The following is a 16,641-nucleotide window of genomic DNA, read 5'->3' as shown; positions in this document are numbered from 1 at the left end:
ATTTGTACGCGCTACTTTTCCCACAAATTAAAAACTATGAAAACAAAATTACCCTCATCACTTTTTTTATTGGTTTTTGTACTGTTATTCGGCCTTAATTCGAATGCACAAAACCTTACACTCGAACTTAATCCAAGTTTGAAAAATCAATTGGCCGTAACAGAAAACCCAACGGGTACTTACGAGCTAGCTACCCAAGGGGCCGACCCATGGATTCAGACCCGACCTATTCCCGATTTTGATCCCGATGCCGTGTATGTCATCAGTTTCGATTATATCGCGGAAGAAGGTTTGGACAATTTTCAAATTTTTTATGGCGCACCGGTCAACCCGGCTCGACGTGTAGATTTCGGCCCTTTGGTTGCCTCTTCTACCTATCGCACTTTCAAAGCGTTTATGAAGTACGAGGCACCCACTTGGGACAGCGCTTATGAACGTATCCGTTTTGATTTTGGTAAAACGCCTGGGCAAAACCTGACTGTCAGAAATGTACAATTGCGTGCAGCGGCTCCGGGTGAGGTAATTCCCCTGAATCTAGATGGCAATGCGGTCAACCAATTGACACTTTCCTCCCAGCTGCCCGATGGCAGTTATGACGTCGCGACCTTAGGCAACGATCCGTGGGTGGCGAGTGAAGAAATAACGACCACCTACGATCCGAACAAGACTTTCGTAGTCAGCTTTGATTACACTTCGCAAAGTGGTCTGGACGATTTGCAGATTTTCTTTGGAACGCCATTTAGTGGAGCTAGAAGGGCACAATTGGGTAGTCTGCCAGCCGCCTCGACACCAACGAATTTTAGCGCCATAATGTCTATTAGCGCACCCAACTGGAGCGATGCTACCTATGATATCCTGAGATTCGATTTGGGCAGGTTGCCCAATCTCGATATCAATTTAAATAACCTGGTGCTTAGAGAGGCGACCAACGCCGAGCAGCTAGCATTGGAAGTAAAGGAAACGGTGGCTTTTGAGTTGGACGTGAATGCTACAAGTCCTTTTCTGGTAGGCACCGAACTGCCGGACGGGTCTTACGAGCTGAACACCTCCGAAAATGACCCATGGATACGGTCTAAACCCATATCCGCCATTTACGATATCGACGATACCTACATTCTAGAATTTGAATATCGATCCGAAGAGCCTTATAATGAGTTGGAAGTTTTCTACGGCCCGCCAATCACCGGTGCCCAAAAGTTGGTCGCCGGAGAAATCCCACCCGCCACCGATTGGACCAAGTTCACCATCAATCCAAGATTGATCGTCGATAATTTTCAAGACACGGAACGCACGGTGTTCCGTTTTGATTTCGGAAAAAACGAAGGGGAAGAGAAAACCATATTCGTTCGAAACTTTACCTTACGAAAACCAACCGCACAGGAATTGACCGATGAGCAAACGAGCGATAAATTTGTGAGTAGGGCCATCAACCAAGAGTTCCTGAACTATCTAAGTACGAATTTCACGGATAGTATCACCAAGGTGCAGGTAGATTTGGATTCCGTTCGTATCTCCGGAACAATTAATAACGGGTCCGATGGGCTCTTTCTGGCAGAAATAGAACCCCATCTATACGGATTTGATCAAAACGAATTTGATGTTGTCGTTCCCCTAACCATTAAAGATGGGTCTTTCTCGGTGAATTTGGAAAGATTTCAAGCACGTTCCGATCATAATTATGACCGCCTTTATTCGCGCTGGGCAGTGGTTTCCAAAACCGGTGACACTACCTACGAATACACTTCGAATGCAACCTGGGCGAGCGACATTTCCAGAATTAGCGAGAATAACATAGCCGAAGATAAGGCCGAAACCATAAAAGGGCTCGATGGGCTAACGCCTTCCACACTGTCCAATTTTCAGGATCTGGAAGACCTTGATATCAAGAGTATGAAAATCAACCTCTTGTTGAATGGGGTTTTCAGTTTAAACCCATCGGACTTAACACATGAGTTTAACGGAAAGACCTACAACATCAATACGGGATTTGTGAATAATTTGGACACCCGTCTCAAGCGATTATCCGATAGCGACATCAAAGCTGCCTTTGTTCTCTTGATACCCATTAACATAACGAATGAGGATGTAAATCGGATTTTCGTTCATCCAGATGCAAGTTTAGGGCTCTACAGCATGGCCAATGTAACCAGTGCCGAAGGTGTTGAATACTATGCAGCCATGGTTGATTTTCTTTCGGAACGCTATTCAAGACCGGACAAATTATACGGTCGTCTCGACCAATGGATCATACACAATGAGGTGGATGCCCATACGGCTTGGACACATGCCGGACAGAAGCCAGTGGAATTGTATACCGAAATTTATAACCGTTCGTTGAGGACCGTACATTACACGATTAGAAAACACAACCCTACGGCCAAAGTGTTTACTTCCTTCACCAAACACTTTAACAGTAAACCGGTAAGCGCGGTCAATTTTAAATCAAAGGATATTTTGAATGTGCTCGTAGACCTTAGTAAAAAAGAAGGGGATTTTGAATGGGGCATCGGATGGCATTCCTATCCGGTAAATCTATTCAATCCCAATGTTTGGAACGATCCACCGGCAAAAACACAGTTCAATTTCAATACGCCTGAGATCACACCGAAGAACCTTGAGATGATCGATGCCTACGTACGGCAAAAAGACCTATTGTACAATGGTAAAAAAGTACGGACGATTTTGTTATCGGAGAACGGGTTCAGTTCCAATCCAGAAAAAAGTCCCAATGCCAACGAAACGACGCAAGCGGCCGCATTGGCTTACTTCTGGAAAAAGACCGACCAACGTTTGCCTTCCATAGAAAACATTCAGTTGCACAGATGGGTCGATAACCCCAATGAGGCGGGCTTACTATTTGGATTATGGACCGTAGAAGAGGGAACTTTTGACGGCTTCGATCAGAAAAAGGAAGGTTGGTTTGTATGGAATGCTGCTGGCACTCCAGAAGAAGATGCCGTTTTTGAGCCCTATAAATCCGTCATCGGTATCAGTGAATGGTCGGAGATTTACAATGATGTACCTACGGAGACGACTCCTTTTACGGTGCAAATGAATATCGCTAACTGCGGGGCTGATCTACAGGATCTTTTGGTCAGTTTTAATGGGGAGTTAAAATTCCCACAAGAAGATGGATCTTTGAGCTTTTACAACGTGGCATCTAATGTTCCCCAGCCCTACACGATTTCCAAAAACGGTACTATTTTGGCTTCGGATGTTCTTAGTGTGTCCGAAAATTTAGAGATTATTATCGACCTTCAAGCAATTGAGGCAATTTCGGCCAAGGGGATCTCCCCAACGGAAGTAGAAATTACGTGGGAAAGCAGTTTGTCCGAAAGTTCCGGATTCGTTTTGGAATTCAAGACCGAAGACGGTGATTTTGCCGAATTGGCGAGATTGTCTAGCAATGAAACAAGCTACATACACTCGGGAGTAACTTCCGGTGAAGGTTATACCTATCGAGTAGCGGCATTGCTCGAGGAGGACAGTTTTTCCTGTTATTCCGAAGAAGTAGCTGTTATAGCGCCCTTTCTTATTGTCGATTACCAAGATGGCGATAAGTACAAGTTGGATAATTCCGACATTAAACCGCAGCTTCTGTTGAGAAACGAGTCGGATAGCGAAATAGATTTAAATCGGGCTTCGGTGCGCTATTGGTTCACGGCCGAGGACTTTAATCCGTTGAATTTTTACATTGATTATGCCCAGTTGGGCAATGAGAATATCGCTGGTGAGTTTACAGCATTGACCGATGCGCGTGATGGTGCCAACTATTATGTGACATACTCATTTGCCGAGGGAACTTCCGTTGCGGCTTTCGGGAATTCCGGAGTTATTAAATCTCGAATTTCCAAAAGTGACTTTTCCGATTTTAATGAAAGCGATGATTATAGCTATGCCGATTTTACAAAGCTCATGGAGACCAACACCATCACGGTGTATTGGGACGGTAACCTCATTTGGGGAGAAGAACCTGAAGTTTCGGAAAATCAGGAGCCACAGCTCAGGGTGCTCCATCGCAATAGGGATAATGTAACCAACAACAGAATAAAGCCTGAATTGCAGCTTATTAATGTAGGTAATAGGGGAGTGACATTGGAAGATGTTACGATGCGCTATTGGTTTACACCGGAAAATACAGCTGCATTAAACTCGCGTATCGATTATGCTCAACTTGGAAAGGACAACACTATAGGGTCATTCGCTACGGCCGCTAACGGTTCGGAACAGTATTTTGAGGTCGGCTTTACGGCCGATGCCGGCGATTTGTATGCCTTTAGTGGAACAGGGGACATCAAAACCCAGATATTTAAACAGGATTGGTCTTCTTTTGACGAGAGCGATGATTATTCCTTCAAAGAAATTGGTAATCGATTCGATGAAACCACGACCATTACCGCATACATCAATGGGGAACTGGTCTGGGGCGTTGAGCCTAACGGAAACAGTGCTGGCTCAACCATTGCTTCCAAGGGTGAATTGCTGTATCCAAATCCTGCCAATACCTTTGCGACCATCTTATGGGGCACTACCGTATCGAACATTGATACATTCGTACTTGTAGATTACATGTCGGTAAGCCATGAGGTGAATACAACGGTTAGAGGAAGAGAAGTAACCGTAAATCTCGCAACCATTTCAGAGGGTCTGTATATTTTAAAAGGGATGGTGAACGGTGAGGAAATTTCACATCGGATCATGGTCCGGAAATAGAATTTCCCAAGAAATTCCCTTAAAAGTAACATTTATATAAGCGATTGCTTAAAAATCAAGAGCCAAGAGCAAGTTCCCGCAAAGGGGAGGGACTTGTTCTTGGTTCTTTTTGTTGGAAAAATAGCTTCTAGGCAGAAATTCCCTTAAAGTGTAGGGCGGTCAAAAATGCATTGCTGACATTTATAGGCTAGTACGCCATTTTCAACTTTTTACTTAAGGAATATTCATGCAAAACTACATGGTTTAAAATCAATCGATGGTAATGAACAGAACTCTCACAACTTAGGTTCCCAACCCATGGCATAGTCGCGTTTCCAAGCTTTCATCGCATTTTCGTTATTAAGGACTTTTCCGGTAGCTGGATCGATTTTTAAGGTTTCACCCGCATCTTGAGCCATATTCCCGAGATGACAAAGCATGGTAGAGATACTGGCATCCTTGATTTCGGCGTGCAATGACTTGTCGGTTCGTATGCCATCGAAAAAGTTGCCCACGTGGTTGACATCCAAGCCTCCCTGTCCCATAGTGTTGGTAGTGGCACTGTCGGCATCTTCCATTTCCGATTTTATAAGGTTTCCTTGTAAATCGAATAATTTGTAAAAGTTGCGGTCCATGCGAATGGCACCCTTGCTACCGTAAATTGTCGCTCCGCGTCCCGGTTGTTCGGGTTGCATCATGCCGCGACTATGGCCTGTCCAGGTAATGAATTTATCTTCAGGGTAGGTAAAGGTTACTTGTTGGTTATCTGCGAACTCCCAGTCATCTTCATAGGTATATTTACCTCCGAAGGAAGTAACGCTATCCGGAAGGTCAACGCCTAGGGCCCATCGACAAAGATCGATTTCGTGCGTGCCGTTGTTGTGTATTTCGCCCGTTCCCCAGGTTCGGAACCAATGCCAGTTGTAAGGGTGAATGTTATCCCTATAGGCCTCCCGAATCGCTGGGCCTTGCCACATTTCCCAATCCAAGGTTTTAGGCACTTCGATTTCTTTACCGATACCGATCGAACCGCGATTATTTGTATAATAGGCTTCCCCTTTGTACACCTCTCCGATAATACCCTCTCTGATATCCTTTATGGCCATGATGGAAGTCCTGGCCGAGCGTTGCTGGTTGCCCATTTGCACTTTCTTTCCATACTTTTTTTGGGCAGCGACCAACAGATCGTTTTCATGGGGGTTGTGACTGCATGGCTTTTCCAAATACACATGTTTACCTGCTTGCATGGCCAGTATGGCCATTGGGGCGTGCCAGTGTTCCGGAGTTGCGATAAATACGGCATCTACATCTTTATCTTCGAGAACTTTCCTGAAATCCTTTTCTACTTTCGGGATATAACCGATGTTTTTTTGGCACCAGGTATTGTGTTCCTCCAAAATGGTATCGTCTACATCGCAGCTATAAAGAATCTTGGCATTGTCGCAGCTATGAATGGCCAAAACGTGTGCCTTGGCACGGCTACGGACCCCAACGACCGCACAATTGATCTGGTCATTCGCGCCGAGGATATTGGCGTTGGCCATTGAGGGTAGTGTTAGCCCGGCCAAGGATAAAGCAACGCTACCAGCTGAGGTCTTTTTTATAAAACTGCGTCTCGTTGTCATAGGTTTATTCTTTGGTAAGTTCTTTGATTTTAATGTTTTTGAAGCTGACCCGATCACCATGGTCCTGCAATAAAATCTGACCACTGTCCAACTCCCCGAAATTGGGCCAATTAACGTACTTGCTGTTGGCAACCAATGCTCTGTACGCATCGCTTTTACGGTCGTATTCCAAGACTTTGGCGCCGTTCAGGTAATGCTCTACATGATTGTCTTTAGAGATGATATGAGCTCGATTCCATTCCCCGATGGGATTTATCGGCTTCTTCGGATCGGCCTGTATAAGGTCGTACAAAGAGGCTACGGTTCTACTTCCTTCATGATTTCCTTCTTTGGCGTCAGGATGTTTGTCGTCGTCAAGGATTTGGTATTCCAGACCGATTGAGGAGCCCTCACCCTTGTTGATTTCGGTATCGACGTAATACTTGATTCCGCTATTGGCACCTTCGGTAAGCTTAAAATCGGCCATCAATTCAAAATCGCCATAATTCTTGGTCGTGACGATATCACCACCAGCAGCGGATTCTTCGCCACCAGTGGAAAGTACGATAAGCTCCCCATCTTCGATGATCCAGCCTTGCTCTGGAAAACTATCCAATTTCGCGCCCCTCCACCCTTCGGTAGTTTCGCCGTCCCAAAGCATTTTCCAACCTTGATCTGCTTCGTTCTTGGTAAGTTCATTCTTTTTATCGACAAGGGGCAACGGTGTTTTTTGGGCATACTTTTCCAGATCTTCAGTCAGGATACGAATATTTTTCCAGAGTATCTCGGTCCCGGCTTTTTGGGTGTCCCGTATGGAATGTACCTGTAGACCGATGAATCCCTTATCGGTTTGATCATCGACCAAATGTGCAGCGGGAACACCATTGATCCAAGTTTTCAGGGTGTCGCCCAAGGCTTCGATGCGGTAATGGTTCCAGTCGTTCTGATTAAAGGCTTCTTTTGCGGCGGTGTTGTCGTCTGCCAAAGGGTGCAGCCATCCTCTGCGAGCCTCGTCGAAGATTCCTGCACTCCACGCGCGGTCCGAAGGGTCTATTTCAATTTGATAGCCATGTACTCTGCCATCTTTATAGTGGGGATAGCTATTGCTTCGTATTTGAATTCCCGAATTCATAGAGGAATCTACTTTGTACTCTAATTCCAATATAAAATCCCCGTACATTTTGTCTGAAGTAAGAAAGGAGTTTGGCGTACCGGAAACCGTAGTCCCTACGATAGCCCCATCCCGAACTTCGTAAGTTGCTTCACCACCCAGCTGCGACCAACCATTAAGTGTTTTGGAATCGAACAGCTCGGTCCATGGGGTGTCATCCGGTTTTTCCCCGCATGACAAAAGCGCGAGGGTTAGCGCAAAAATTAGTGTTTTCGTGTAGTTGATTGTTTTGAATTGCATATTGGGTTGTTTTCAATTTTAAGTATCTGACTAATATAGTGAGATTTCAAGAATTAGGGGGATTGATTTGCGGGAGGTTTACATTTTAAAATATGTTTTAGGCAATAGGGATGAAAATAGGGTTCTAGTAGAATGATGTGGGCAAGGAATTTCTTGGACAAAAAGTTACGGAGTCAAAAATAAGTAGGTCTACGGTTTTTTTATGCCGTATTAATTTGGATGGTTTGTAACGAAAATCTCGCTATGGAGCGATTAAAACTACATTAAAACTTTACGGGAAGGTAATGGCCAAATTGACGCACAGTCGATTCTTGGGAAGCTTCACGCACTTTTGGAATGTGCCATAGTAGCTAAATCAACTTTTTTTCTATCGCTATTTTGATAAGGGATGCCGCATTCGAAACCTCCATTTTCTGCATGAGGTTACGTCGATGGGTTTCCACCGTAAGCGGACTTATAAAAAGTTCTTCCGCAATGGTATTGGTCGTTTTACCCTCGGCGATCAATTTTAGGATATGGGTTTCCCTTCGTGTAAGTTTTGGAATATCCTGCGTTTCCTGGGTCACCGAATCCGCCAAAATTTTTTGTACTTCGCTTCCAAAATAAAAATGACCTTCGTGAACCTGTGAAATCGCAGTGACCAGTTCATCGGAAGTGGCATTCTTCAGCAGGTATCCTTTCACACCGTTCTTGATCATTTGGTTGATGATGCTCGGTTCGCTGTAGGTGCTCAAGCCGAGAATATTGATGGTCGCGCGTTTGTCCAGAATCATTTTTACCATTTCCACACCATTGATATCGGGAAGGTTTACGTCCAATAAAATCACATCTACGATTTCGGTCTCCAAAAAATCAAGGGTGTCTTGCCCGTTGGTAAAATGGGTTTTTATGGCAACCCGTTCATCATCGCTCAAAAGGGTTTTTAGTCCTTCGATGACCATCGGGTGATCATCTACGATCAGTACGCTAATAGGTTTATGCTGCATCGATATTGATATGTACGTTAACCGTTGTCCCTTCGTTGACTTCGCTATGAAAATCGAGGTCCCCTTTTAAATAGGCTACTCGGGTTCGTAAGTTCGATAATCCCATTCCATTATCGTGGGTGTTATTCTTATTTTTTTCAAAACCGATACCATTGTCTTCGACCGTGATGTCCACATTGTTTCCCTCGCGCATATATTGCACCAAAACTTCCGAAGCCTTTGCATGCTTAATGGCGTTGTTGATCAGTTCTTGTATCACCCGATACATCGTTACCTGCTGTTGTATTCCGATGCCTTTGTCCCCACCATAAAATTGCAGTGTTACCTTGGTGTCCTTTCCGGTCATGCTGCTGCAATAATCTTTCAATGCTGCTTGAAGTCCGAATTTCACCAAGGTTTCCGGCATCATGTTCCTGGCTATGGTTCGCAACTCGGTGAGCGAATCGTCCAGGTCCTTCATGACCTTTTGTAATTGTTTCTTCGGATATTGTTTGGGCTCGTCCTTATCCAACTTGGAAAGGTTCATGCTAATACCGCTTAGCCTTCCCCCAAGACCGTCGTGAAGATCTATGGCCAGTCGTTTGCGTTCTTTCTCCTGCCCTTCTATCATAGCGGAAAAAATCTTGTTCTGCTGTTCCTGTTTTAGCAAATTCACCTCTGCTTCCTGCCTGAGCTCTTTCTTACGCGCTTTTCTCAGTTTTTGGTTATAGGCATAATATCCTATGAAAAGTATAAAGGCCAGTATACTGGCCAAAGCACCTAAAAGATAGGCATGCGATTTCTTTTCCTCGTTTTTAACTCTCAGGCCCAATATCTCTTTTTCCTGTTCGGCAGTCTCGAATTTGATATTTAGTTCTTCAAGCTTGGCTATGGTATTCATAGTTTCCAGGCTATCGTAGATATCAACGGCCAATAACAGATCTTTATAGGCATCTTCGTAATGCTCGGCCGCGGCATGGTACTCCGAACGTTCATAAAGGCCTTCGAACCAACCCATTCCGCTTTGCGTCGCTTTTGAGTTGGCGATATACTTCGTAGCATAGTCAGAAGCACGTTCAAAGTCCTGTATTCCTTTATAGGCTCTGGCATAGCGCTGCATTACCATTCCGTACAGTTTGGAGTTTGTATCGTTCTCTACCAGGCCTAGAATCCGGTCAAGTGATTCGATGGCGTTCTTCGGTCGTTCGGTACGCAGATAATACTGGCTTTCTTGTAGGTTGTAATTGAATTTGTCGAAGACATTGGGGTACTTTTCAAGAAGAACTTTGGCTTCGGCCAACGTCTTCTTCATCTGACCCAAAGAATCTAGACCTTCGAAGGCCATTGCCATTTGAATGATATTAAACGTCGTCTCCTGTGGGTCGTTCAGCGATTTATAGATTTCCCGGCCTCTTCTCAAGCTGTGATATCCATCTTTATGATTGACTAGATTCAGGTATTTCACACCTAGGTTGGTGTAAATATTCGCTAGAAAAAGGGAATCTCCCAATTTTTCAACAACGGGAATTACCTGGCTGGTAAACTCGATTTCCTTTTGGTGTTTTCCCATATAACCATAGCTAAGGCCGAGATTATAGGTCCCATTTGCCCAAAGTTTTAATAGTTTTTGCGAAGAATCGTTTTTAACAAGTTTGTCCGCCAGCAGATACCCTTCCTCTAGATAACCGGCGGCCTCGGTGGGATCGATATACATGAATGCCCTTCCCAAAGTAAAATTGGCGTCGATTACGCCAATCCGGTATTCGCGCTTCTCGCTGATTTTTAGCGCTTCGAAAGCGAAATCAAAGGTTTTAGTAGAATCAATGCCATCATATTCCCTCGCGAGTAAACAAAGGAGGGCTACCTTGTCACTCATGATGTCGGCGTCTTGCTGTTCTTTTTCGAGGTTTTTTAAATGCTGCAGCTCCATAAGCAGGCTATCTCTATACTGTTCCCCTTCTATTTGGCCAGAAATACTGAAGGGTAGATATAGTAGAATTAGATGGAATAAAACGCGCATTCGATTTCGGTGTTTCATCATTGCTAAAGCCAATATACTATATCTATATGGTACTATAAATACCTAAAATTCAATATACTGGAAAACCAGTAGAAAAAAATACAACTTAGGGGGTATTTCGCTGGATAGGCTTTCTCTATACCTTTCTCCCATCTAAATAATCGGATGTTTCGAGAACACGAAAATCCATAATCTTCAAAAAATACGGACTATGAAAAATTCTGCAAAAGTACTTATGGTTTTAATGGTTGTAATGGCAAGCTTTTCGACCCAAGCACAAATTTTTGGTGTTAGAGGTGGTATTGGGCTCGCGAACATCACGTCCCCAGACCCGGGTGACGATGCTCTGTTTGGGAGGGCATTGGGAGTCAAGATAGGAGGCACCATCGAGTTTGATCTGACCGACGACTTTTATCTAGGTTCGGGACTTGGTTTCGCAAAGAAGGGAGCTTCTTCCGCTGCCGGAAATTTCAATCTGTTTTACCTTGACCTTCCTGTGGGAGCGCGCTATGAATTTTTTGAAGTGGGGGGTTCGGGATACTTTTTTGCTACTGCCGGATTGAATGTCGGGGTGCTGGTCTCCGCAAATCTTGCAGGTGAGCGGTTAGAGATCGGCAATACTGCGGGCAATAATTTCAAAAGCTTAGATCTAGGTTTCCATACTGGCGTTGGAATCATTTTCAATGATAGTTTCGAAGTAGGTATCGGAACGGAATTCGGTCTATTCGATATTTCTACGACCAATACCTCCAATTTGAAAAACTTGATGCTTCTGGCCACGTTTGGCTACAAATTCGGACAATAAGAAATTACCGAAGGTTTGAGTTGGTTTGTTTGAAAGCCCTGTTTCCGATTTTAGGAAACGGGGTTTTTTGTACCTGCAACCTTATTCGTATCGCTAGGGGCAAAATCTATTAGATTTCCTTTCAAAATGTGAAGAATCGGTCGCTACTGTGAAAAACGATCTTTAAAATGCATACAATTCGGTTAAGCTGCAAAGGTGTTTCCTTTCAACTGAATTTTTATCCTTTTAGCTGTTATATATACTAAACTTCCTATCTAGCACCATCTTTGCAGTAGACTATATAAAATGAAATGCATATGAAGACAACTTTACTTATTAGGGAAATTTATTTAGAAGGATTTAGAAATTTGGGAAACTATTTGTTGAAAAACTACATGAAAATTTACGCATGGTTTAGTTTCACATTAATTGCAATGGGGCTCTACGCATTGCTTTTTAGAATAGCTACAGGCTTTGCGTTTGTATAAAAGCACTTAACTATTCAATCGATTTAAGTACTAAACGTCCTGCTCAATGCAGGACGTTTTTTTATTGTAATATATTGGATATAATCCAAAAAATAGGAATAATTCCATATATTAGCTATCCGTTTTTAGGATAGCAATGAACAAAACAATCTTACATCTAGATCTCGATACTTTTTTCGTATCGGTAGAACGCCAAATAGATAGCCGTTTAAAAGGCAAGCCGGTCCTTGTCGGTGGGCTGAGCGACCGTGGCGTAGTGGCCGCTTGTAGCTACGAGACCCGAGGGTATGGTATTCATTCGGGCATGCCCATGAAAATGGCGCGGGAATTATGCCCCGAAGCGGTAACGATAAAAGGCAATGCGGGTACCTACAGTAAACATTCCGATTTGGTTACCGAAATCATCAAGGAGTATGTACCACTTTTTGAAAAATCGAGTATCGATGAGTTCTATGCGGATCTAAGCGGAATGGATCGATTTTTCGGCTCCTATAAATATGCCTCCGAACTACGCCGGAAAATCATAAACGAGACCGGCTTGCCCATTTCCTTCGGATTATCGGTCAATAAGGTGGTATCGAAAGTCGCCACCAATGAGGCCAAACCCAACAATCAGTTAAAAATCGATTACGGCCTTGAGAAGACCTTTTTGGCGCCACTTTCCATCAAAAAAATTCCCATGGTAGGCGATAAGACCTATCAGACCCTACGTAATTTAGGCCTTCGCAAAGTAGGTACCGTACAGGAAATGCCCATGGATGTGATGCAGCGTGTACTCGGTAAGAACGGGACAGTAATCTGGAAGCGTGCCAATGGTATCGACAATACTCCCGTAACCCCTTTCTGGGAACGAAAATCCATTTCTACCGAACGTACGTTCGACAAAGACACTATTGATGTGGTAAAACTAAAAGGCATCCTGATCGCGATGACCGAAAACTTGGCCTATCAATTACGACGTGGTGAAAAGTTGACGGCCTGCATCATGGTTAAGATCCGGTATTCCGATTTCAATACGTACTCCAAACAATTGCGCATACCGTATACGAGCGCCGACCATATCCTGATTCCGAAAATCCTTGAAATGTTCAAGATCTTATATAACCGAAGGCTGTTAGTGCGTTTGATAGGCGTTCGATTCAGCCATTTGGTGTCGGGCAATTACCAAATCGACCTCTTCGATGATACCGAAGAAGCTTTAAACCTCTATCAGGCTTTGGATGCGATTCGAAACCGCTATGGCGACAAAAGCGTGATTCGGGCCTCGGCCATGGGCTCTAAGACGATCGGGCGAATGCACAATCCGTTCAATGGCCAGCCGCCGATCGTGCTGGCGCATCGAAAGCAGTAGGCCCCCTAAACCCCAAAGGGGGAACAATTTAAAGTATGAGGGTAAAAACATACAACCTACGTTTTCGCGAGGCCTTTTTTGGCTGAAGCGACCTGTTTCATTTAGTACGAGGGGCACCGCGGATACACTTGTGCTATAATTCAACAGATCGCTTCGTCGTGCCTCCTCGCGAAGACGTTTTTCATTCAACACCAAACACCAAATAGCTAACATCTAAAATCTCAATCTACCATCTATCTAAACTGTCACACATATTACAGCATGCGATACGGAACCTTTTCGGAGTTGGAACTCCTGAAACTGGCGCAGGAAAACCGGGTAACGCAATTGGTGCTGACCGATATCAACAATACCTCGGCCGCACTCAATTTTGTGCGAAAGGCTCCAGAATATAACGTGAAGCCCATACTTGGAATCGATTTTAGGAACGGTGTCGATTGCTGTTTTGTGGGAATCGCCAAAAACAACGAAGGTTATCTAGAGCTGAATGATTTCCTTTCCGAACATTTGCACCAAGCAAAAGAACTACCTCCCATCGCCCCGAAATTCGAACATGCCTATGTCGTGTATCCTTTTGAAAAAGTGGTGAAGGACAATCAATATGATTTTGCGGCACATGAATATATCGGAGTTTCCATTGCCGATTTAAGGCGCCTACCTTTTTCTAGACTACTACAATTGAAGGATAGGTTGGTCGTACAGCAGCCCGTTACATTCCGCAATAAGGGGGACTTTAACGCGCATCGATTACTGCGCGCCATCGACAACAACATCTTGTTGAGCAAGTTGGAAAAGACCGAGGAAGCAGACGAGAACGAGAAAATGTTTCCGATGGAAAACTTGGCGGCAGTTTTTTCGGAGTATGCTTTTATCTTGGAAAATACCGAGCGATTATTGAATGCCTGCTCCATTCATTTCGATTTTTCAAAAGGAAGGGAACCACAGAACCTTAAAACCTACTTGGCCACAAAGCAGGATGATGAGAAAATGATCGAGCGATTGTGCCAAGAAGGGCTGCCTTATCGATATCCGGACGGGGGAGATGGCATCATCGAACGTTTGGAAAAAGAATTGGAACTCATTAAAAGCATGGGCTTCGTTTCCTATTTTCTCATCAATTGGGATATTGTCACCTATGCCCGAAAGCAGGGCTTCTTTTATGTAGGTAGAGGTAGTGGGGCGAACAGTATCGTTGCCTACCTTTTGCGTATTACCGATGTAGACCCGATGGAACTCGACCTTTATTTCGAGCGTTTTATGAACCTGTATCGCGCCAATCCGCCCGATTTTGATATCGACTTTTCGCATCGGGACCGGCCAACGATGACCGAGTATATTTTTAAGAGGTTCGATCATGTGGCACTTCTGGGTACCTATGTCACCTTCAAGCATAAAGGTGTTGTTCGGGAGTTAGGCAAGGTATTCGGACTCCCCAAAAGCGAAATCGATTTTCTTGCCGAAGGCAGGTATACCCTTTCACAACTCGATGAGGTATCCCGATTGGTCATCAAATACGGCCGTTTGATTATGGGGATGCCCAATTACCTGAGCATTCATGCCGGGGGTATTTTGATCAGTGAAAAGCCTTTGCATTGGTTTTCGGCCACACATTTGCCGCCCAAGGGGTTTGCGACGACGATGTTCGATATGGTCATTGCCGAAGATGTGGGTCTCTATAAATACGATATTTTAGGGCAACGGGGCTTGTCTAAAATCAAGGAATCCCTTGAGATAATCGCATACAATCAGCCTAAGGACAGCGGCACTTTTGATATTCATGATGTCAAGAAATTCAAGAAAGATCCCAAGATCAATAATCTGGTCAAAACGGCACAATGCATGGGGTGTTTTTATGTAGAGTCGCCCGCCATGCGTATGCTTCTAAAGAAATTAGAGGTCGATACCTATCTCGGATTGGTCGCTGCAAGCTCCATTATCAGGCCAGGGGTCGCAAAAAGCGGGATGATGCGTGAATATATTCTTCGTCATCGGAACAAGGGCAGGGCCGAGGAAAAAGCACATCCGGTAATGCTCGATATCATGCCCGACACCTATGGGGTCATGGTATATCAGGAAGATGTCATCAAAGTAGCACATCATTTTGCGGGGCTGGATCTGGGCGAGGCCGATGTACTGCGTCGTGGTATGAGCGGTAAATTCCGATCGCGGGAAGAGTTTCAACGGGTCGAGGAGAAATTCATCGATAACTGCCGAAAAAAGGGGTACGCCGACACCCTTATCCATGAGATTTGGGAACAGATTGCCAGTTTTGCAGGCTATGCCTTTGCCAAGGGGCATTCGGCCTCCTATGCCGTAGAAAGTTATCAGACCTTGTTTTTAAGGGCATATTATCCGCTGGAATATATAGTTGCCGTGCTCAATAACGGTGGTGGCTTTTACCGGTCCGAATTTTATGTGCACGAGGCTCGAATGCTGGGCGCCACCATTTATCCGCCCTGTATCAATAGGAGTTTTAACAACAATGTTATTTACGGCTCGGCTATTTTTCTCGGATTCGGATATTTGCGGGAATTGGAAGATCGCGTATCGGAACGCATCTTAAAAGATAGAACGGCGAATGGTAGCTATGTTTCATTAGAGGATTTTTTGGACCGCGTTTTTATCACGGTCGATCAAGCGAGTATTCTGATCCGTATCGATGCATTTCGGTTTACGGGAGTGAACAAGCATCAACTGCTTTGGAAAGCGCATCTCTTTCTCAATAAGAATGTAAAAATAGACCATCCGAAGTTGTTTCCGCCCAAGCATCAGGATTTTAAGATTCCTCGATTGCATACCACCGACCTCGAAATGGCCTTTACGCAATTGGAGCTTTTGGGCTTTTGTTTGTGTAGTCCGTTTGAATTGCTGGCGACCCCTCCGAAAAATAAGCGCTGTGTCAAAGACCTCGAACGTTTTCTAGACCATCACATCGACATTTATGGCTATCTGGTCACGGTCAAGAATACCAGTACCCACACCGGCAAGCGAATGCATTTTGCCACAATGATCGATCAACAGGGTAAAGTCTTTGATACGGTGCTTTTTCCGCCCGTAGCTGCCAAATATCATTTTAGGGGCAGGGGCATCTATCGCTTTTACGGCAAAGTGGTGAGCGAATTCGGGTTTTTGAGTATCGAGGTCATCAAAATGGAAAAACAACATTATGTTCCCGACCCCAGGTATGCCGATATGAAGACCAGTGTGAAAGTTTTTCAGCAAAAGAAAAAGGACGAGGACAGGGACAAAGCCGATGCAAGGAATTGAATTCAGGAAAGGCCCACCTAGAACTTTTCATAGGGAATCGCTTAAAGAGTTTCCAAACC

9 protein-coding genes are annotated in these 16,641 nt (G+C 44.4%); 5 read left to right on the top strand and 4 right to left on the bottom strand.

Translation table 11 applies throughout. The annotated features are described in order from the left end of the window. Positions 1-36 precede the first annotated feature (36 nt). Positions 37-4,713, top strand: coding sequence for a DUF5722 domain-containing protein (locus FGM00_RS15055; RefSeq protein ID WP_138853702.1), 4,677 nt, complete (start codon positions 37-39; stop codon positions 4,711-4,713). A gap of 275 nt (positions 4,714-4,988) precedes the next feature. Here the strand turns inward: FGM00_RS15055 and FGM00_RS15050 are convergent, their stop codons facing one another. From FGM00_RS15050 to FGM00_RS15035, 4 genes are all read right to left on the bottom strand, one after another. Beyond that, positions 4,989-6,317, bottom strand: coding sequence for a Gfo/Idh/MocA family protein (locus FGM00_RS15050; RefSeq protein WP_138853701.1), 1,329 nt, complete (start codon positions 6,315-6,317; stop codon positions 4,989-4,991). Positions 6,318-6,321: 4 nt separating this feature from the next. Continuing rightward, a complete protein-coding gene (locus FGM00_RS15045) occupies positions 6,322-7,707 on the bottom strand; it encodes a 3-keto-disaccharide hydrolase (RefSeq protein WP_138853700.1) in 1,386 nt (461 codons plus the stop codon). A 350-nt stretch (positions 7,708-8,057) separates the two neighbouring features. Beyond that, positions 8,058-8,693, bottom strand: coding sequence for a response regulator (locus FGM00_RS15040; RefSeq protein WP_138853699.1), 636 nt, complete (start codon positions 8,691-8,693; stop codon positions 8,058-8,060). After that, the gene (locus FGM00_RS15035; RefSeq protein WP_175416239.1) at positions 8,683-10,692 is read right to left on the bottom strand and encodes a sensor histidine kinase; all 2,010 of its coding nucleotides are present in this window, start codon (positions 10,690-10,692) and stop codon (positions 8,683-8,685) included. The genes FGM00_RS15040 and FGM00_RS15035 overlap by 11 nt, the downstream gene beginning before the upstream one ends. Positions 10,693-10,903: 211 nt before the next feature. Here FGM00_RS15035 and FGM00_RS15030 point away from each other — a divergent pair, with 211 nt between their 5' ends. The 4 genes from FGM00_RS15030 to FGM00_RS15020 all read left to right on the top strand — a co-directional run bounded on the left by FGM00_RS15030 (position 10,904) and on the right by FGM00_RS15020 (position 16,582). Then, positions 10,904-11,497, top strand: a complete 594-nt coding sequence (locus tag FGM00_RS15030) for a porin family protein (protein WP_138853697.1) — start codon at positions 10,904-10,906, stop codon at positions 11,495-11,497. Positions 11,498-11,787: 290 nt separating this feature from the next. Then, positions 11,788-11,964, top strand: a complete 177-nt coding sequence (locus FGM00_RS20095) for a DUF6747 family protein (RefSeq protein WP_317130225.1) — start codon at positions 11,788-11,790, stop codon at positions 11,962-11,964. Positions 11,965-12,100: 136 nt separating this feature from the next. Then, positions 12,101-13,315, top strand: coding sequence for a DNA polymerase IV (gene dinB / locus FGM00_RS15025; RefSeq protein ID WP_138853696.1), 1,215 nt, complete (start codon positions 12,101-12,103; stop codon positions 13,313-13,315). Between the two features lie 231 nt (positions 13,316-13,546). Then, on the top strand, positions 13,547-16,582 hold the full coding sequence (locus FGM00_RS15020; RefSeq protein ID WP_138853695.1) for a DNA polymerase III subunit alpha: 3,036 nt from the start codon (positions 13,547-13,549) through the stop codon (positions 16,580-16,582). Positions 16,583-16,641 lie beyond the last annotated feature (59 nt).

The sequence above is a fragment of the Aggregatimonas sangjinii genome (assembly GCF_005943945.1).
Lineage (GTDB): Bacteria > Bacteroidota > Bacteroidia > Flavobacteriales > Flavobacteriaceae > Pelagihabitans > Pelagihabitans sangjinii.
The sequence above is the reverse complement of the archived record's forward strand: the minus strand, read 5'-3'. Positions and strand labels throughout refer to the sequence as shown.